Raw genomic sequence first — 18,147 nt, forward strand, 5'->3', positions numbered from 1 at the left:
AGAAATGAAAAATGAGAGTTTCAGACGATCTTTTTCGATGTTGTGTGCGGCAGTGGGATTGATAGTCCTGATGGGAATTGCAGTGGCAGGGCAGATGGAAAGCACGGAACAGCAGAATCAGAAACTCCTTTCTGAAAATCAGAAGCTGACAGAAGAGAACGAAAGACTTGAAAAAGATTTAAATAACTGGAAGATTGCAAAAGAAATAAAAGAAGCACCCGCAGTCCGGCTGAAGGAAGATTCAGAGAACTGGATGCTTGCACTTGTAAATGAAGAGTATCCGCTGGCGAAAGACTATACACCGGCATCTCTGACAAAGCTGGATGAGAAGTGCTCAGTGGATACAAGAATTTACGGAGAGCTGGAGCAGATGATCGCAGATGCGAGACAGGCGGGGCTGAATTTATATGTGACATCAGCATACCGGTCTTATGATCGCCAGCGGGAAGTGTTTGATACGACAATGAAAGACTGGATCAGTAAAGGATACAGTCCACTGGATGCTTATGATGAGACGAAGAAATCTGTGGCAGTTCCGGGTACCAGTGAACATGCGACAGGACTTGCGGTGGACATTATTTCCGGACAGTATACCGGATTGGATGATAAGCAGGGAGATACAGCCGAGCAGGAATGGCTGATGGCACATTGTCAGGAATATGGATTTATTCTGCGGTTTCCAAAAGATAAATCCAATGTAACGGGGATTGTTTATGAACCGTGGCATTATCGATATGTAGGAAAAGAAGCGGCCAAAAAGATAACTGAGCAGGGGATCACCTTGGAAGAATATCTTCAGGCTGATTGATGGATAAACAGGGGGCAGGCGAAAATAAGACTGTCGATACCAATGGGAAATAAAAGACTGAGGAGTATAAGAGGAGTACATAAGGAGGAGCAAAATGGAAGACTTAACATTTGGTGAACAGGTCAAGATTATTCTTGGAAGAAAAGGAATGACGATCAAAGAACTGGCAGAGACGATCGAAAAAGAGACAGGAAAGAAGATGTCCCGTCAGAATCTGACGCAGCGGCTTGGAAGAGATAATTTCCAGGAGCAGGATATGAGAATGATCGCACAGATTCTGGGATGTCAGTTTCATTTAAGTATTATGGTAGCTGAAGGAGAGAGCGAAGAGACGCAGGGCGAAACTGTTGTAAGATATGAGCAGAAACCAAAGGCTCATAAGAAGCACATTTCCGATGAGGGAGTGCCGGAACAGTTAGAACTGGATCTGTTCTTTGATAAAGATCCGGATGAAGCAGAGCCGACAGAATCAACAGAGGCAGAAGAGACAACTGTGGCACAGGAAGTTGCGTCAGAGCCGGAAGAATCAGAAGAGGCAGTTATGGTTCAGGAAGTTGCGTCAGAGCCGGAAGAATCAGAAGAGGCAGTTATGGCTCAGGAGATTGCAGCAGAACCTGTAGAGGAAGAGACAGCAGATACAGAGGAAGCCCCGGTTTATGAGGAAGAGACGGCATATTCTCCAGAGGAAGAAGCTCCGGTATATTCAGCGGCAGAAGAGTCAGCTTATTCAACAGACGCAGAGCAGGTTTCAGCTTATTCAACAGATGCGGAGTCTGATTCAGACTATGAAACAGAACAGATTTATGCAGACAGAACACCTGCAATCCAGGTGGAGCCGCTGCATCCTGAAACAATGGGTGAGGATGAGCGTGATATGACAATCGGCGAGTTGTATGATATCCATAAGGAACTTTCAGATCTGGAAGAAAATGTAAGGGCAGGAGAGCCGGTCGAAGAAATCAAGAAAGAACTGGAGAAGCCTAAGAAAGAAAAATTCAGAGGATTGAATTTCTTTTCAAGAAAGAAAAAGGCAGTGGAAGAAGAGCCTGCACCGGTAGAAGCAACTCAGACTTATGCAGAAGAGGAAAAAGAACCGTATCGTGCAGAGGAAAATAATGCTGCAGATGAAGGATACAGTTCCTATGAAGAGCAGGAAGAATACGGACAGCCGGAATATGCATCTGAAGGATATCAGGAGGCAGCATATGAAAATACCGGATATGAGCCGGAATATGAACAGGGCGATGCCGAATATCAGCAGGGAGAGGCTGAGTTCCAGCCGGTGATCCCGCATGCTGATGAAGAGGAAGACCGTGAGCTTGGAGATGTGAATCCATATACCGGAAAAGAATATCAGTCCAACAGTGTGCGTATGCATCCGACAAGGATCGGATATGTTCAGGTTTACGACAGAACGATTCATAAATGGACAGATATGACGGAATGGGCATTCCTCGGATACCAGGAGCGGAAGAAAGTGCTGCTTGGAAAGGCATACGAGCCACCGATTTATTTAGACTAAAATCAGGCCGGGGAGATACAGGATATGGAATGGAGTACATTATTATCACCGCGAAGAGAGCGGGAAAGCAGTGAAAAATACAGGTCCAGTGATCTGCGGAGTGAATTTGAAAAAGATTACCACCGGATCATAGGAAGTGCGTCTTTTCGCAGACTTCAGGATAAGACGCAGGTATTTCCACTGGATAAAAGTGATTTTATAAGGACAAGACTGACACATTCGCTGGAAGTATCTTCTCTTGGAAAGTCATTGGGACAGAATATTGGAGAGAGTATTTTAAAATATAAAAAAGACAGTGGATTTACCCCGCAGATGAAGGAAGATATCTCACATATCCTTCAGTGTGCGGGACTGATCCATGATATAGGGAATCCACCGTTCGGCCATTTTGGAGAATCTGCCATCCGGGAGTGGTTTATACGAAATCTGCCGGAACTGAAATTTGAAGGTGAAAGAGTAGAAGATCTTCTGACAGAACAGATGAAGCAGGATTTCTATCATTTTGAAGGAAATGCACAGGCACTGAGGCTTGTATCAAAGCTGCACTATCTGGTTGACGAACATGGAATGAATCTGACCTATGCGTTACTGAATACCATGATCAAATATCCTGTTCCATCCACCGGGATCGATAAAGAGAGTGGAAATATCAAGGACAAAAAGATGGGATATTATCTTGCAGATGAAGAATTGTTCCACAGGATCACGAAAGCGACAGGAGCGGGAAATAACCGTCATCCGCTGACATATATTTTGGAGGCGGCAGACGATATCGCTTATAAGACGGCAGATATTGAGGATGCTTTTGTGAAAGGATTTATTTCGTATCATCAGCTTGAGAGTGAGCTTGCAGTGCTGGAAAAGGAAACGGAAGATTCTCCGTTCAAACCGGCGACAAAACTCCGGAAGTTATATCAGAGGGGTGTGGAGAAGCAGGTCAGCAGTCCTGAAGCATATGCAGTGAAGAACTGGATCATCAGTGTGCAGGGATTTGTACTAAATTGTGTGACCTATGGATTTACTTCTAATTATGAAGCTATTATGGCCGGAACATTCGGACAGGATCTTTTTTATGGGACATTTGCAGAAAAGCTGATGAATCTGCTCGGAGATCTTGCTTACCGGAAAGTTTTTTCATCCAGACAGATTTATAAAATGGAGCTTGCAGAATATACGATCCTGGATTTCCTGATGAACCGTCTTGTAAGTTCTGTGTTGTATTACAATACGGACAGCGAACAGGATTCACTGGACAGCCGTATGGTATCCTTTATTTCTGATAATTATAAGACCGCCTACAGGCTGCAGTCACAGGGAAAAAGCAGGACAGAGAAATTATATCTCCGCCTGCTTCTGGTGACAGATTATGTCTGCGGAATGACAGACAGCTATGCAAAGCGTCTGTATCAGGAAATGAACGGGATTATTTAGTGGCGAGATACCGGCACCAGTGTCCGAAAAGTGCATCGTTGTTCCGCTCATCATCTCCCAGTTCAAGAACGGATACATAAGAACTGGTAAATTGAGGAAAACCGAACAGATCCGCAGCACGAGCCTCACGGGCATCATAAATGCCGGGAACGCCAAGCCATATATGACCATCTTCTTCGACCAGAAGGAGGTGGTTATAATTATAATAACCATGTAAAAGAAAACTATTGTTGGCAAGTGACCAGAATTTCCTCGGGAGTGTGGATAACTCTGCCCGCGTGATCTTGCGTGCTGTAACAGAGGATGTGGTATGTTTCGTGTCATCGGAATCAGAAACTGGGGCGGCATTCTTGGTTCCGGCTGTAGCTGTAGTAGCAAGATGGACAGAATCACCGGGATCAACAGATCTGACTGTCTTTGTGGAAGTAACAGGCTGAGTCCCGGCAGACTCCGCAGAATCAATGTCAGATTTCACGGACTCAGTCGTAGGAGCGGAAGTGACAGTTTCAGAACTGGTCTCCGCAGTTTCAGATACAGTAGTTTCGACTGTCTTGTTTCCCTCCGGTTTGATTTCTGCGGCATGAACGGAGACTTCTTCAGGTGACGGAGACGATTCCACAGGAGAAACTTCTTCAGGTGACGGAGACGGTTCCACAGGAGAAACTTCTTCAGGTGACGGAGGCGATTCCACAGGAGAAACTTCTTCAGGTGGCCGGGACAGTTCTTCGGCAGAAATCAGTGAAAAACCAACAGGAAGTGCATTAACTGAGGCAGCCCAGAAGAGTGGTTCTGCTTTCCCTTCCGGCAAAAGAAGAAAGCCTTCAAGTTCGGAAAAAGATTTCCCGCAGGGAAATAATGACTCAGATATAGATAACCGGGTCGCAATACTTCCACCGGAATAGTTCAGGATTGCACAGGGAGCATGGATGAGATCCTTATCTTTGTTATAAAATCCATGGAGTTCCAGTGCCGTTCCGGGAGAGAGTGGCAGACTTTTCAGATGAAGTGTCATCATACAGGAGCGGTACTGATGGGAAATCTGTAAAAATCCAAGATTCCTTTTTCGCTGCCCGGTTTCATATTCATAGAGATAATAAATACCCTGGTTCATAAAATACCTTTCATCTTGTCTTTTTCGTATAATGTATTCAAAAGGAGCAGAAAAAAGAACAGAGAAATAAAAGCCGGGAATGTTATGAAAGAATGGAGTGAGAGGAGAAGCCGTTATGGAACAATTAAAGAATGAATCAGAAACTGAATTACAAAATCAATCAGAAGCTGAAATGCGGGATGAAAAATATATGAAAGAAGCGTTGAAGCAGGCCAAAAAAGCATATGCCTTAGAAGAAACCCCCATCGGATGCGTGATCGTCCATGAGGGAAAAATCATTGCCCGTGGATACAACCGCCGCAATACAGATAAAAGTCCGCTTGCTCATGCAGAAATTTCCGCAATAAAAAAAGCCAGCAAAAAGCTGGGTGACTGGCGGCTGGAAGAATGTACTCTTTATGTGACACTGGAGCCATGTCAGATGTGTGCCGGTGCGATCATCCAGTCCCGGATTCCAAGAGTGGTGGTGGGCTGCATGAATCCAAAGGCAGGCTGTGCCGGATCGGTGCTGAATCTTTTGGATGTGCAGGCATTCAATCACCAGGCTGAAGTAAAGACCAAAGTCTTAGAAGAAGAATGCAGCCTGATGATGAAGCAATTTTTCAGAGAGCTTCGTGCGAAGCAGAAAATGAAAAAGAAATCACTTCTCTCTGAATAAGAGTCCGAATACCTTTCTGACAAATGGACCGGCAAAGCAAAGCTGCCAGAAGAATGCCATTGGGAAATTCAATGCGGTCGTCTCAAGCCATACGGCAATAAACTGACTTCCTGCATTTTTGAAAAGCAGGGTCGCAGCCAGACTCATCAGCGGACACATACCGATGATCGATACGACAGAAATTGCAAGCACGATCATAAACGGGTTGTCTCTTTCTGGATTTACGATCGAAAAAGCTTTCTTTTTGGCAAATGGTCCTACAAGAAAGAAATCAAGGATAAATGCAAGTGGTCCCATGATGAGAAGTTCGTGGAAAGCACTTAAAAATACTTCGTTCTTCATACCGCCGATGTTCAGTGCGATATTGTAGCAGATCATCACATAAACCATGACAAATACCATGATAATCGTAAAAATTACATCTTGAAACTTATTTTTGGGCATAAAAAAACCTCCTGAGATAATAAGCGTAACAGAATCGTGTTGTTCGTTCATCATTCCGGGGGAATGTATCGTTTCCAATATAACCAATATTCTATTCCATTCATTGTTACTAAAAGTGCATTGTGCTTCGAACTGGACCAACAGACGTTACCCCGACAGTTGACTCAGCCCAGGCACCCTTACGGCACCCGGAAGGTTCTGCTTAGTGCTGCTCCGTTCCCGACCTGACACGGTTCACAGATTCCCGTCGCGTAAGACCCGGACATCAACGTCACTTATCGGGGGCAGCTCTGCCAGCTTTCGCCCTCTGCACAATATCACCCCTGCTATAGCGGATTGCAGGTTCAAGGTACCGCTACCACCCCGGCTGCACGAATCAATATTTTACAGGATATTTAGAAAAATGTCAACGGATATGGATGATTTTTGAACAAAAAAATAGTATAATAGGGTACTGTTGATAAAATATACAAATGATGTCGGGGTCAAAAGCCCCCGACTATGATACCTACGGATTGTTACGCACTACGTGCTCCCACAATCCTACCCAACATTCGCATATCGTGGTGCTTACGCCCCACTTTTATGCTCATATTGGGGCGGGTCACAAAGTCATTCTACCACTAGTGTGCGAGCACATGTGGTGTCAGACCTTTTGACCCTGGTATCTACAAATGGGAGGAAGAGAGTGAAAGTTTTACTTGCTGCAGTCAATGCAAAATATATTCATTCCAATTTAGCGGTATACTGTCTGAGAGCTTATGCAAAAGAAAGGTATCCTGAAAGTGAGATTGCCATTGCGGAATATACGATCAATCAGCCGTTTGATGAGATCCTGACGGATCTTTACCGGAGAAACCCGGATGTACTCTGCCTGTCCTGTTATCTGTGGAATATAACGGAGGTGGGACAGATCCTCCGGGAGACCGCAAAGATCCTTCCGAAGACTGCCATCTGGCTGGGAGGCCCGGAAGTCTCCTACAATGCCAGGGAGGTGCTGGAAAACTATCCGATGGTGCAGGGGATCATGAAAGGCGAGGGCGAAGAGTCTTTTACAGAACTGGTTGCATATTATGGGAAATTAAAGGAAAGCAAGCAGCTCAGAGATATTGAGGGTCTGATGTTCCGGGATGAGAATGGGGAAATAATTGAAACTGAGAACCGTCCGATCCTGGATCTGAGTACCGTACCCTTTGTATATGAACATATCGAAGATTTTCAGAACAGGATCATTTACTATGAGTCCAGCAGAGGATGTCCATTTTCCTGCAGTTACTGTCTTTCTTCCATAGATAAATGTCTCAGGTTCAGAAAGATAGAACTGGTAAAAAAAGAATTGCAGTTTTTTATCGATCATGAAGTGCCGCAGGTGAAATTTGTGGACAGGACATTTAACTGTAAGCATGACCATGCCATGGCGATCTGGAAGTATATAACGGAGCATGATAAAGGCATTACAAATTTTCATTTTGAGGTGGCAGCAGATCTTCTGAATGAGGAGGAAATCGAACTGATCCGCAGGATGCGTCCGGGACTGATCCAGCTGGAGATCGGAATCCAGTCTGCCAACCCGGAGACGATCCGGGAGATTCACAGAACAATGGATCTGAAAAAGGTACGTGCGAAAGTAGAGCGGATCAGAGAAAAAGGAAATGTGCATCAGCATCTGGATCTGATTGCAGGACTTCCTTATGAGAATTATGAGAGTTTCGGACATTCATTTAATGAGGTCTATGCAATGCATCCGGATCAGTTGCAGCTTGGATTCCTGAAAGTACTTCACGGTTCTTTTATGTATGATAATGCAGAAGCGTATGGACTGGTGTGGCAGGATCGTCCGCCTTATGAAGTACTGTTTACCGACTGGCTCCCGTATGGGGATGTGATCCGTCTGAAAAAAGTAGAAGAGATGGTGGAAGTACACTATAACAGCGGGCAGTTTGCGAATACGATGGAGCATCTTGTGAAGGAGTTCCCGTCTCCGTTTGATCTGTATGTGGAGCTGGGGGAATATTATGAAAAAAATGGACTGTTCGGGATCAACCATTCCCGGCTGGCACGGTATGAAAATCTGTGGCAGTTTATCAGGACGCAGATTCCGGATCGTGCAGACAGCTACAGAGAGTGGCTGACGCTGGATCTGTATTTGCGGGAAAATGTAAAAAATCGTCCGGCATTTGCAGGGGAGAACCAGGTCACGAAAGAAGAGATGACTGCATTTTACAGGGAAGAGACAGAAACCCACAGATACTTGAAAGAATATGACGGCTTTGATGCAAGGCAGCTCCGCAAGATGACGCATCTTGAAAAAATTGACGGAAAATATCTTCTCTTTGATTACAGGAATAGAAGCCGGCTGAGTCAGAATGCGGCAACTTATGAAGTATGCTTTTCTAATGAATAAGATGTCGGGGTCAAAAGCCCCCGACTTTGATGCCTACGGATTGCTCCGTGCTACGCACTCCCACAATCCTGCCCAATCTTCGCATATCGTGGGATTATCATCCCACTTTTATGCTCATATTGGGGCGGGTCCTAAGGTCTTTCGCCCACCTATGAGCAAGCTCATGTGGGCTTAGACCTTTTGACCCTGGCATCATGAATAAGATAATGGTATAATGAGAAATATTTTAGTGAACATGGAAAGGAAATAAAAATGAATTTTTATGATAAGAAAGTAAGAAGACTGATCTCAGTAATTATTCTTGTAGTGATTCTTGCTATGGTTGCGACCATGGTGATTCCGTATCTTATATAGGAAGAGGCAGGAAAATGAGATTAGGAAAGATTACGCAGGCAGCATGGAATCGTTCCGTGAGAAAACCGCTGAAAAAAAAGCAGTGTACCGTTGGAAAAATGGCATGGGAACAGAAATGTGCAGAACTGGAACAGCAGATCCAGAGGACGGAGCAAAGTCAGAAGACAGAACAAGATCAGAAGACAGAACAAGATCAGAAGATCGAAACAGGACGGATGACTGTGTGGAGTACAGCATCTGCCGGTGGGAAAAATGCGAACGTCGGAGCATACGCAGTCATAAAAGCAGCAGGTGAGCTTGCTTCACAGAAAGTTATGGCAGAAGGCGTTTCCATTCATGCAATCCTGCCGGAGCAGATGCAGGAAGAAGATGTAAAGCATCTGACAGATACAGTAGGAGAGCTTTGCAAAAAAATGAATCTTGAAATCTGTCAGATACAGGTGGAAACGAGTTCTTTCGTGACGCAGATGGTAGTAACGGCAACTGCGGTCGGGGAAAAAAAATCGACTGCGATTAGAGAGCAGGAAATGACTGTGGCAGGAGAGGAGCTTCTTCTCTGTGGTTATGCCGGACTGGAAGGGACGCTGCGTATTTTAGATGAGTCAGAGGAGGAACTGGGGACAAGATTTGTTCCGGTTTTCCTGGAAAAGGCGAAACTTCTGCGGGAAAAGCTGGTTCTCCCGGATCAGATCCTCTCTGTAAAAGAACAGGTTTCCGACATCAGGCAGATCGGAAGTGGCGGAATCCTGGCAGCATTATGGGAGCTGGGCGAAGAATTGCAGACCGGATTTGATATTGATTTTTCAAAGATTGCACTGAAGCAGGAAACGGTAGAAATCTGCGAATTTTATCAGTTGAATCCCTATCTGATGACTTCAGCCGGAAGTTTTTTACTTGTAACAGGGCAGAGTGAAGAAGTGATCGCATGTCTTGCAGAGCAGGGTGTATCAGCAGTACGGCTGGGATGCATGAAAGATCAGAATGCAAGAGTGATAAAAAATGGAGAAGAAACCCGGTATCTAGACAGACCGGCAGCAGATGAACTGGCAAGGTGGTGGAAAGAACATGCTTAATATCGTACTTTTTGAGCCGGAGATCCCGGCAAATACAGGAAATATCGGAAGAACGTGTGTGGCGACAGGTACAAGACTGCATCTGATCGAGCCGCTTGGATTCCGAATTAATGAAAAATCCCTGAAGCGTGCGGGGATGGATTACTGGAAAGATTTAGATGTAACAACTTATATTAATTATCAGGATTTCCTGGATAAAAATCCGGGAGCAAAGATCTATATGGCAACGACAAAGGCACATAAGGTCTATACAGAAGTGGATTACGAACAGGATTGTTATATTATGTTCGGAAAGGAAAGTGCGGGAATCCCGGAAGAGATTCTTGTAGATCATGAAGAAGACTGTATGAGGATTCCCATGATCGGGGATATCCGTTCACTGAATCTTGGAAATTCAGTGGCGATCGTATTATATGAGGCATTAAGACAGAACGGATTTGAGGGAATGAATCTGAACGGGCATCTCCATGAACTGAGTTGGAAATCAGAGACCGGTGAATAACAGGTCGTTGTTCAATACGGAAGTTTGTAAACAGCGGCAGGATCAGATGGTTCGAGAGAAGATGCATATCATTGACAAACCTATCAGTCTGGTATATAATACAGCCTGCTTTTAAGGTGTGAAGAAAAAAGATATTTAATTATAGAAGAAAAAAATTAACAGGACAGGATGAGGAGTAACAAAATATGTTGACGCAGTTTTCAAGAACAGAACTTCTTCTCGGAAAAGAAGCAATGGACAGACTGGCAAATGCAAAGGTTGCGGTTTTTGGAATAGGCGGAGTAGGCGGTTATGTCTGTGAAGCACTGGTGAGGAGCGGAGTCGGAGCATTTGATCTGATCGATGATGATAAGGTCTGCCTGACGAATCTGAACCGTCAGATCATAGCGACAAGAAAGACAATTGGAAAATACAAGACGGATGTGATGAAAGAACGAATCCTGGAGATTAATCCAAAGGCAGAAGTGACGATGCACAAGTGTTTCTTTTTGCCGGAAAATGCCGAGGAGTTTCCGTTTGAAGAATATGATTATGTGGTTGACGCAGTGGACACTGTGACGGCAAAGATCGAACTGGTCATGAAGTGCAAAGAGAAAAATGTTCCGATCATCAGCAGTATGGGAGCAGGAAATAAGCTGGATGCGAGTGCATTCCGTGTAGCAGATATTTACAAAACGAAAGTCTGCCCACTGGCGAAAGTGATGCGTCGGGAGCTGAAAAAGCGTGGCGTGAAGAAATTGAAAGTCGTTTACTCAGAGGAGCAGCCGACAAGACCGCTGGAGGATATGTCGATCAGTTGTCGGACAAACTGTATCTGCCCGCCGGGAGCGAAACATAAGTGTACAGAGCGAAGAGATATTCCAGGAAGTGTGGCATTTGTACCATCGGTTGCAGGGCTGATCATTGCAGGTGAAGTGATCAAAGATCTTGCACAGGTATCAAAAAAATAAGATACGGTTAAGAAGACAGGAGAAAGAGATGAGTATTTCAATAGAAGAACTGAACAGGATGAATCCGGACAGTTATCAGATTATTGATATCAGAGATGAGACGGAGATCGGTCACGGAGCGATTCCGGGAGCAGTTGCTGTGGCAACAGAGGAGATTGAGGGAAATGAGAAAATAGATTTCTCCAAAAAGCTGGTGATCTGCTGCAGCAGAGGAAAATACAGTGTAGATGTAGCAGAGGAACTGAGTGAAAAAGGAATCGATGCGGAGAGCCTTGAAGGCGGATATATAGCCTGGCTGATTGACAATATGAAGCAGAAAGAAGCTGCTGAAAAAGCCGGAGAAGGCAGTTTTGCAAAGGACGTAGAGCAGAGCTTAAGGAAGAAATTCCGCAAAAGTATCTGGTGCAAATTCACAAAAGCGATCAATGAATACGAACTGGTGAAGCCGGGAGATAAGATCGCAGTCTGTATTTCCGGTGGAAAAGATTCTATGCTTATGGCAAAGCTTTTCCAGGAGTTAAAGAGACACAATAAGTTTGATTTTGAAGTGAAATTTCTTGTTATGGATCCGGGCTACAGTCCGGCAAACCGACAGGTAATCGAGGAAAATGCGAAAAGACTGGAGATTCCGATCGAGATTTTTGAGTCAGATATTTTTGAATCTGTATACAATGTAGAAAAATCCCCATGTTATTTATGTGCAAGAATGAGGCGTGGTTATCTTTACAGTCATGCACAGAAAATGGGATGCAATAAGATCGCACTGGGACATCATTATGATGATGTGATTGAGACGATCCTGATGGGAATGCTTTATTCCGCACAGTTTCAGACGATGATGCCGAAGCTGCATAGTACAAATTTTGAGGGAATGGAACTGATCCGTCCATTGTATCTCGTCCGGGAAGATGCCATCAAGGCATGGAGAGATTATAATGATCTGCATTTCATTCAGTGTGCATGTAAATTTACAGATACCTGTACGACATGTAATAATGAAGAAAATCAGTCCAAGAGGATGGAGACAAAAGAATTGATCGCAAGACTGAAAAAAGTGAATCCATATGTAGAGGGAAATATTTTCAAGAGTGTGGAGAACGTGAATCTGGATACGATCGTAGCGTATAAGCAAAAGGGAGTGAAACACCATTTCCTGGATGAATATGATCGGTAGAAAAAGTGGATTATAAAAGAATGAAAAGAGCTGTGAAGAGGGAGCATATCACGATTAAAGCGACAGCCCCGTTTTATTTTCTCTTCCCTTCCCCCTCCAACAGCCATTTCCAGACAGGAACAACATCGATTTCAATACCATCGCAATTCAAAGTGGCTTCCTCGCTATTGGTTATAAGAATACATTTTGAATCAGGTATGAAATTATTTAACTTAACAAATGCCCGGGTTTCGCGTTCTTTGGTATCGATATTGTCAAGAACCTGCATACTGACCTGGATCGCAAGTTTTTCTGATGGAACGTAGAAGTCTATTTCGACATTATTTTCAAAGAAATATACATTTTCAGTACCGTAACGTCTGATCAGTTCGATGGCGACAAGATTTTCCAGTTGGGCAGACTTACAGTCCAGCAGGACGAGTCCAAGGGGACCGGTATCCATAAAATAGTATTTGGGAGAAGTTTCTTTTTCTACCAGTTTTGCTGCATAATTTTGCAGAGTAAAAAGCAGGTAAGAATCAGTCATATATCCTACATAATTAATCACAGTCTGTTTGGCAATCGAAGTTCCGGTACTTTTTAAGATGTTCGTCAGCCTGTTAAAAGACAGAGGTTTTGTAATGGATTCAGCGATCTTCTTTAGAATGAGTCTCACAGCAAAGTCATTGGTAATTTTATTTCTTGTGATAATGTCTCCAAGGTATACGGTCTGATAGATGCTGTTCAAAAAAGTTCTTTTATTTCTGATTTCGACTAATTCAGGGAAAGCCCCATAAGTTACATATTCATTATATCGGTTCAGGACGTCAGCCCGGTCTTTGGTACTGATTGCATCCAGGTAATTCTTTTCCATATGATTTGCAATGAGGTATTCGGAAAAAGAATATGGATAGACATTCAGGATTACAAATCGTCCACCTAAAGTAGAAGCTATCTCGCTGCTAAGCATCTTACTGTTGCTTCCAGTAATATTAATTCGATATTTCATGTCTGCAATTCTGCGGACAAACTTCTCCCATCCATTGATATTCTGAATTTCGTCAAGAAACAGATAAGGCTTTGTATCTGTCCCGGAAATTTCCAGTCCGATTTCTAAAATGGTATTCAGATCATCTGCTGTCATTTCCAGAAGACGTTCATCTTCAAAGTTCACGTAAACAATTTGGGACAATGGAACACCATTTGCTTCCAACCGTTTTATCTGTTGATACATCATATAAGATTTTCCGGTTCTCCGGATACCGACAAAGCAATAGTTTACATTATCTTCCAGTGAATAGTGTCTTGGTATCATAGGATTGTTGAGATAAATTTCTTTTTGATCGATCATGATCTGCTTCAGGGTATCTCTGTTCATAATATTGTCACCTCCATCATATAAGACCATTATATATTAAATTATTTTCCTCCACAAGACAAATTATTATAAATAGTGTCTTATTCACAAGACACTATTAGAATATTATTGTCTATTAAGAAAGACGGCTATAAATAATATATACAAATATGATAAAAATTATTCCTGTCTGCTTTCCTGTAATACTTTAAAAGCAGAAAATTGTCGAATAAAATGATGTCGGGGTCAAAAGCCCCCGACTTTGATGCCTACGGATTGCTCCGTGCTACGCACTCCCACAATCCTACCCAATATTCGCATATCGTGGGATTATCATCCCACTTTTATGCTCATATCGGGGCGGGTCAAAAGGTCTTTCACCCACCTATGAGCAAGCTCATGTGGGCTTAGACCTTTTGACCCTGGCATCATAAAAATTATTAGCCCCACTTATCAATGTAACGAAGAAAATATAATCAATGAATTTATTTACAAGAGCCGGAAATATGCTTATTATCTACATTGTAGGTTATGATCTTCAGGGATCATTGCCGGCTCTAATTATATAAAGTTGAAAATTCTTCAAAGATGCATTGCAGGACGGGAAACCTGTTCAGCCGATGATTCGGTCAATGTATCTTTTTTATTTACGTGAGCGACAGATCAGAGTCTGTGTCTGAGCAAGACCCTGGCAGGTGCCACGATAACCTGAGAAACCCGTAAAGCGTGCTTCTCATATTTTCAAAAGTATAAGGAGGTCCCGGTATGGAAAGGACAAAAGAGACACTCAAAGAACTGATTCGTGCAGGCCGTGCAAAAGTTCCGGCTCACAAAGTGATCAAAGGCGGACAACTGGTAAATGTAATGTCAAGCGAGATCTATCCTGCAGATGTTGCAGTATATAATGATATGATCGTAGCAGTAGGTGATGTAGAAGATTACATTGGACCAGAGACAGAGATCATTGATGCTACAGGATATTATCTGACACCGGGTATGATCGACGGACATATCCACAGTGAGTGCAGCAAGATGAGTATTACAAGTTATGCAAAGGCAGTTGTACCGAGAGGAACAACCAGCATGATCTCAGGACTGGACGAATACATTTCTGTTTCAGGACTGGAGGGACTTCAGGAAGTACTTGCCGAGATGAAGCAGAGTCCGCTGAAAGTGTTCTGGGGTGCTCCTTATAAGACACCATACACGATCCCGAAATCAACCGTTGCATTTAACTTCACAGAAGAAGTTCACAAAGAAGTACAGAAATGGCCGGAGTGCTATGGAGTATGGGAAACGGTACGTGAGTTCCTGCAGGAGGAAGATGAAGATACACTTGGAGCAATCGTAGAAGCTTCTAAGAACCGTCTTCCGGTCTTTGGATGTGCACCAATGGCAGTAGGTAATGATCTGAATGGTTATCTTTGTGGAGGTGTTCGTCTTGACCATGAGAGCTACACACACGAAGAAGTAGTAGAGAAAATGAGAAAGGGAATGCACATGCTGATCCGTGAGTCATGTGTAACACATTTCCTTGAGGAAAATATCAAAGCGGTGACAGAAGTAAATCCAGCTTTTGCAAGAAGAGTCAGCTTCTGTACAGATGACGTAACCGCAACAGATATCCTTGAAAAAGGACATCTTGATAATGTAGTACGTCTTGCGATCAAGGCAGGTGTTGAGCCGATGACAGCCATTCAGATGGCAACGATCAACAGTGCCGAGGCTTACCGTATCGATCATCTGATCGGTTCCATCTGCCCGGGAAGAATCGCAGATATCCTGTTCGTAAAAAGCATTGAAGAATTTGAAGTATGCAAAGTCATGACAAATGGTAAGATGGTAGCGGAAGACCACAAGCTGACTTATGACCTGAAAGCACCGGCAAGAAGCAGCGTATTAAAAGGTGCATTAAAGTGTAAGCTTACGACAAAAGAAGATTTTGAATATAAGACAAGTATCCAGAACGGTGAGGCAGATGTCCTTGCAATGGATGTCAAAGGACCATTTGTCCGCAAGAGAAGAGATGTTGTCCTTCAGGTAAAAGACGGTATCGTACAGCCGGATCCGGAACAGGATGTTGCAATGGTATCCGTACTGGAGCGTTTCGGAAGAAATGGAAATAAATCTCTTGCATTTTGTTCAGGCTGGAAACTGAAAAAAGGAGCAATGGCTTCTTCAGCAGCACCGGATGATAACAACCTGGTTGTTATGGGAGTCAGTGCAGAAGATATGTCTATCGCAGCAAACTATGTGATCGAGCAGGGCGGCGGACAGGTCGTTGTTGCAGATGGCGAGATCGTAGAGTTCCTTCCGCTTCCGGTTGGAGGAATCGTAAGTGATGCTGAACCGGAAGAGATCAGGGCACAGGAAGAAAAGATCGACCAGGCAGCAAGAAGCCTTGGTTCAGATCTGCCGAATCCGATGATGTATATGTTCTTCCTGCCGATTACAGCAATCCCGGATTATGCGATCACAGATGTAGGACCGGTTGATTATGTAAATCTGACAACGTTTGAGCCGGTACTTGCAGTACGTGAAAAGTAATTATAATTATGAAGTCCCGACCGGGTGTGGGAGCATCCGGGAGGGAAAATAAAAAGAGAGAAGGAGGAGGCTGTTTAATTATGAAAGATGCAGCAACAATGAAAGCAGAATTAAAAAAACTGATCGACACGGCAGCAGGAAGAATCCCGGCTGACCTTGTTATCAAGAACTGTAAGGTCGTAAATGTATTTTCAGGCAAGATCCAGGAAGGTGATATTGCATTTTCAGGAGATCAGATCGCAGGAATCGGAGAGTACGAAGGAAAAGAAGTGATCGATGCAGAGGGAAGATATGCCGCACCGGGATTTATTGACAGCCATATCCATATCGAGTCTTCCTATGTATGTCCGGAGGAGATCGGACGTCTCCTTGTACCACATGGTGGAACAACGATCATGGCAGATCCACATGAAATCGTAAATGTATGTGGAATCGCAGGTTTGGATTATATGATGAAGGCAGCCGAGAATACAGTGCTGGATGTGAAGTATGAATTACCATCCTGTGTACCGGCAACTCCATGGGAACATTCAGGAGCAGTTATTGATGCAGAGGCAATGAAAGAGCCTATTACAAGAGAAGGAATCGCAGGACTCGGTGAGTTCATGAATTTCCCAGGTGTGATCAATGCAGCAGACAGTGATCTTGATAAGATCATCGTAGCAAAAAGAGAAGGAAAATTCGTTGACGGACATGGACCTGGAATTGCAGGAAAAGACCTGAATGCTTATGCCGCAGCAAGAATTGCAGCAGATCATGAATGCTCTACTGTAGAAGAGATGAATGACCGTCTTGACCGTGGTATGTATATCCTGCTCCGTCAGGGTTCTGCCTGCCATAATCTTCGTACACTGATTAAAGGCGTGACACCTGAGAACAGCAGAAGATGTCTGCTCTGCTCCGATGATCGTCAGCCGAAGACGATCCTTCATGAAGGACATCTTGACAATCATCTGCGTATCTGCGTGGAAGAAGGTCTGGATGCAGTGACAGCGATCCGTATGGCAACGCTGAATGCAGCAGAGTGCTTTGACTTGAAAGACAGAGGAGCCATTGCACCGGGATACCGTGCAGACGTAGTTCTTCTGGATGATCTGAAAGATTTCCATGTGAACCGTGTATTCATCCAGGGTGCGTTGGTCGCAGAGGAAGGAAAGTATCTCCCGGAGATCAAACGTTATGATATCTCCACAGTAAAGGGAAGTGTGATTGTAAAAGATTTCTCAGCAGAGAAATTCAAAATGCATTTAAAATCTAATAAAGTGAATGTCATCAAGATCCTTCCGGGTGGTGTAGTAACTGCCAAAGATACAGCAGAGATCCAACTGGATGAGAATGGTGAATTTGTAAGAAATCCGGAAGAAGATATCGTAAAGGTAGCCGTAGTGGAAAGACACCAGGGAACAGGAAATGTAGCTTGTGGATTCCTGAAAGGTTACGGAATCAAAGCCGGAGCAGTTGCCCTGTCTATCGCTCATGATTCTCACAACATCATTGTTGTCGGAGTCAGTGACGAAGAGATGGAATTTGCGGTGAACAGCCTGATCGCCCAGGAGGGTGGAATGGTTCTTGTAAGAGAAGGAAAAGTACTGGAAAGCATGCCAATGCCGATCGCAGGTCTGATGAGCGACCAGAGCGGAGAATGGGTCGATGAAAAGCTGACAGCGATCCATGCAAAAGCATATGAAGAGCTTGGGATCGCCGGAGATGTAGAGCCGGTTATGACTCTTTGCTTTATGTCTCTTGCAGTAATCCCGGAAGTAAAACTGACAGATATGGGATTATTTGATGTAACGACATTTTCATTTATACCGGTTGAAGCATAAGCATTGG

15 protein-coding genes and 1 other RNA gene are annotated in these 18,147 nt (G+C 43.9%); 12 read left to right on the top strand and 4 right to left on the bottom strand.

Annotated features, from left to right (window positions below; genetic code table 11):
* Positions 1-4 precede the first annotated feature (4 nt).
* The 3 genes from NQ541_RS01415 (at position 5) to NQ541_RS01425 (ending at position 3,761) form a co-directional block, all read left to right on the top strand.
* Positions 5-808, top strand: coding sequence for a D-alanyl-D-alanine carboxypeptidase family protein (locus tag NQ541_RS01415; RefSeq protein WP_023921767.1), 804 nt, complete (start codon positions 5-7; stop codon positions 806-808).
* Between the two features lie 94 nt (positions 809-902).
* Positions 903-2,330, top strand: a complete 1,428-nt coding sequence (locus NQ541_RS01420) for a helix-turn-helix domain-containing protein (protein ID WP_005610992.1) — start codon at positions 903-905, stop codon at positions 2,328-2,330.
* 24 nt (positions 2,331-2,354) lie between these two features.
* Positions 2,355-3,761: a deoxyguanosinetriphosphate triphosphohydrolase gene (locus NQ541_RS01425; RefSeq protein ID WP_005610991.1), complete on the top strand. Its 1,407-nt coding sequence runs from the start codon at positions 2,355-2,357 to the stop codon at positions 3,759-3,761.
* On the opposite strand, the gene NQ541_RS01430 is transcribed toward NQ541_RS01425, so the two are convergent.
* Positions 3,754-4,872, bottom strand: a complete 1,119-nt coding sequence (locus NQ541_RS01430; protein ID WP_005610990.1) for a DUF6128 domain-containing protein — start codon at positions 4,870-4,872, stop codon at positions 3,754-3,756. The two genes, NQ541_RS01425 and NQ541_RS01430, sit on opposite strands and share 8 nt — an antisense overlap.
* A gap of 172 nt (positions 4,873-5,044) precedes the next feature.
* Here NQ541_RS01430 and tadA point away from each other — a divergent pair, with 172 nt between their 5' ends.
* On the top strand, positions 5,045-5,530 hold the full coding sequence (tadA, locus tag NQ541_RS01435; RefSeq protein WP_118278807.1) for a tRNA adenosine(34) deaminase TadA: 486 nt from the start codon (positions 5,045-5,047) through the stop codon (positions 5,528-5,530).
* Here tadA and NQ541_RS01440 read toward each other — a convergent pair.
* Together NQ541_RS01440 and ffs are read right to left on the bottom strand one after the other, a co-directional pair.
* Positions 5,513-5,974, bottom strand: coding sequence for a DUF2798 domain-containing protein (locus tag NQ541_RS01440; RefSeq protein ID WP_044940662.1), 462 nt, complete (start codon positions 5,972-5,974; stop codon positions 5,513-5,515). The genes tadA and NQ541_RS01440 overlap by 18 nt on opposite strands.
* A gap of 113 nt (positions 5,975-6,087) precedes the next feature.
* Positions 6,088-6,349: signal recognition particle sRNA large type (ffs, locus tag NQ541_RS01445), an RNA gene on the bottom strand.
* A gap of 98 nt (positions 6,350-6,447) precedes the next feature.
* On the opposite strand from ffs, the gene NQ541_RS13075 reads away from it, so the two are divergent.
* From NQ541_RS13075 to NQ541_RS01475, 6 genes are all read left to right on the top strand, one after another.
* On the top strand, positions 6,448-6,633 hold the full coding sequence (locus NQ541_RS13075; RefSeq protein WP_081442954.1) for a hypothetical protein: 186 nt from the start codon (positions 6,448-6,450) through the stop codon (positions 6,631-6,633).
* Between the two features lie 29 nt (positions 6,634-6,662).
* Positions 6,663-8,378, top strand: coding sequence for a B12-binding domain-containing radical SAM protein (locus tag NQ541_RS01455; protein WP_259936387.1), 1,716 nt, complete (start codon positions 6,663-6,665; stop codon positions 8,376-8,378).
* A 368-nt stretch (positions 8,379-8,746) separates the two neighbouring features.
* A complete protein-coding gene (locus tag NQ541_RS01460) occupies positions 8,747-9,805 on the top strand; it encodes an AIR synthase-related protein (protein WP_005609703.1) in 1,059 nt (352 codons plus the stop codon).
* Positions 9,798-10,307: a tRNA (cytidine(34)-2'-O)-methyltransferase gene (locus tag NQ541_RS01465; RefSeq protein ID WP_005609702.1), complete on the top strand. Its 510-nt coding sequence runs from the start codon at positions 9,798-9,800 to the stop codon at positions 10,305-10,307. The genes NQ541_RS01460 and NQ541_RS01465 overlap by 8 nt, the downstream gene beginning before the upstream one ends.
* A gap of 185 nt (positions 10,308-10,492) precedes the next feature.
* Entirely contained in the window at positions 10,493-11,257 is a 765-nt protein-coding gene (locus NQ541_RS01470) for a tRNA threonylcarbamoyladenosine dehydratase (RefSeq protein ID WP_005609701.1), read from the top strand.
* Between the two features lie 28 nt (positions 11,258-11,285).
* Positions 11,286-12,431: a PP-loop family protein gene (locus tag NQ541_RS01475; RefSeq protein WP_044940187.1), complete on the top strand. Its 1,146-nt coding sequence runs from the start codon at positions 11,286-11,288 to the stop codon at positions 12,429-12,431.
* A gap of 73 nt (positions 12,432-12,504) precedes the next feature.
* Here the strand turns inward: NQ541_RS01475 and NQ541_RS01480 are convergent, their stop codons facing one another.
* Entirely contained in the window at positions 12,505-13,788 is a 1,284-nt protein-coding gene (locus NQ541_RS01480; RefSeq protein ID WP_044940191.1) for an ATP-binding protein, read from the bottom strand.
* Positions 13,789-14,532: 744 nt separating this feature from the next.
* On the opposite strand from NQ541_RS01480, the gene NQ541_RS01485 reads away from it, so the two are divergent.
* A complete protein-coding gene (locus NQ541_RS01485; protein WP_005609697.1) occupies positions 14,533-16,314 on the top strand; it encodes an adenine deaminase in 1,782 nt (593 codons plus the stop codon).
* Positions 16,315-16,394: 80 nt separating this feature from the next.
* Positions 16,395-18,140, top strand: coding sequence for an adenine deaminase (ade, locus tag NQ541_RS01490; protein ID WP_023921791.1), 1,746 nt, complete (start codon positions 16,395-16,397; stop codon positions 18,138-18,140).
* The last annotated feature ends 7 nt before the right edge of the window (positions 18,141-18,147 follow it).

The sequence above is a fragment of the [Ruminococcus] lactaris ATCC 29176 genome (genome assembly GCF_025152405.1).
In the GTDB taxonomy this organism is placed as follows: domain Bacteria; phylum Bacillota; class Clostridia; order Lachnospirales; family Lachnospiraceae; genus Mediterraneibacter; species Mediterraneibacter lactaris.

Coding starts and splice junctions, on each gene's coding strand:
- NQ541_RS01415 (WP_023921767.1), top strand. CDS start 5: ATGAAAAATGAGAGTTTCAGACGATCTTTTTCGATGTTGTGTGCGGCA.
- NQ541_RS01420 (WP_005610992.1), top strand. CDS start 903: ATGGAAGACTTAACATTTGGTGAACAGGTCAAGATTATTCTTGGAAGA.
- NQ541_RS01425 (WP_005610991.1), top strand. CDS start 2,355: ATGGAATGGAGTACATTATTATCACCGCGAAGAGAGCGGGAAAGCAGT.
- NQ541_RS01430 (WP_005610990.1), bottom strand. CDS start 4,872: ATGAACCAGGGTATTTATTATCTCTATGAATATGAAACCGGGCAGCGA.
- tadA (WP_118278807.1), top strand. CDS start 5,045: ATGCGGGATGAAAAATATATGAAAGAAGCGTTGAAGCAGGCCAAAAAA.
- NQ541_RS01440 (WP_044940662.1), bottom strand. CDS start 5,974: ATGCCCAAAAATAAGTTTCAAGATGTAATTTTTACGATTATCATGGTA.
- NQ541_RS13075 (WP_081442954.1), top strand. CDS start 6,448: ATGATGTCGGGGTCAAAAGCCCCCGACTATGATACCTACGGATTGTTA.
- NQ541_RS01460 (WP_005609703.1), top strand. CDS start 8,747: ATGAGATTAGGAAAGATTACGCAGGCAGCATGGAATCGTTCCGTGAGA.
- NQ541_RS01465 (WP_005609702.1), top strand. CDS start 9,798: ATGCTTAATATCGTACTTTTTGAGCCGGAGATCCCGGCAAATACAGGA.
- NQ541_RS01470 (WP_005609701.1), top strand. CDS start 10,493: ATGTTGACGCAGTTTTCAAGAACAGAACTTCTTCTCGGAAAAGAAGCA.
- NQ541_RS01475 (WP_044940187.1), top strand. CDS start 11,286: ATGAGTATTTCAATAGAAGAACTGAACAGGATGAATCCGGACAGTTAT.
- NQ541_RS01480 (WP_044940191.1), bottom strand. CDS start 13,788: ATGAACAGAGATACCCTGAAGCAGATCATGATCGATCAAAAAGAAATT.
- NQ541_RS01485 (WP_005609697.1), top strand. CDS start 14,533: ATGGAAAGGACAAAAGAGACACTCAAAGAACTGATTCGTGCAGGCCGT.
- ade (WP_023921791.1), top strand. CDS start 16,395: ATGAAAGATGCAGCAACAATGAAAGCAGAATTAAAAAAACTGATCGAC.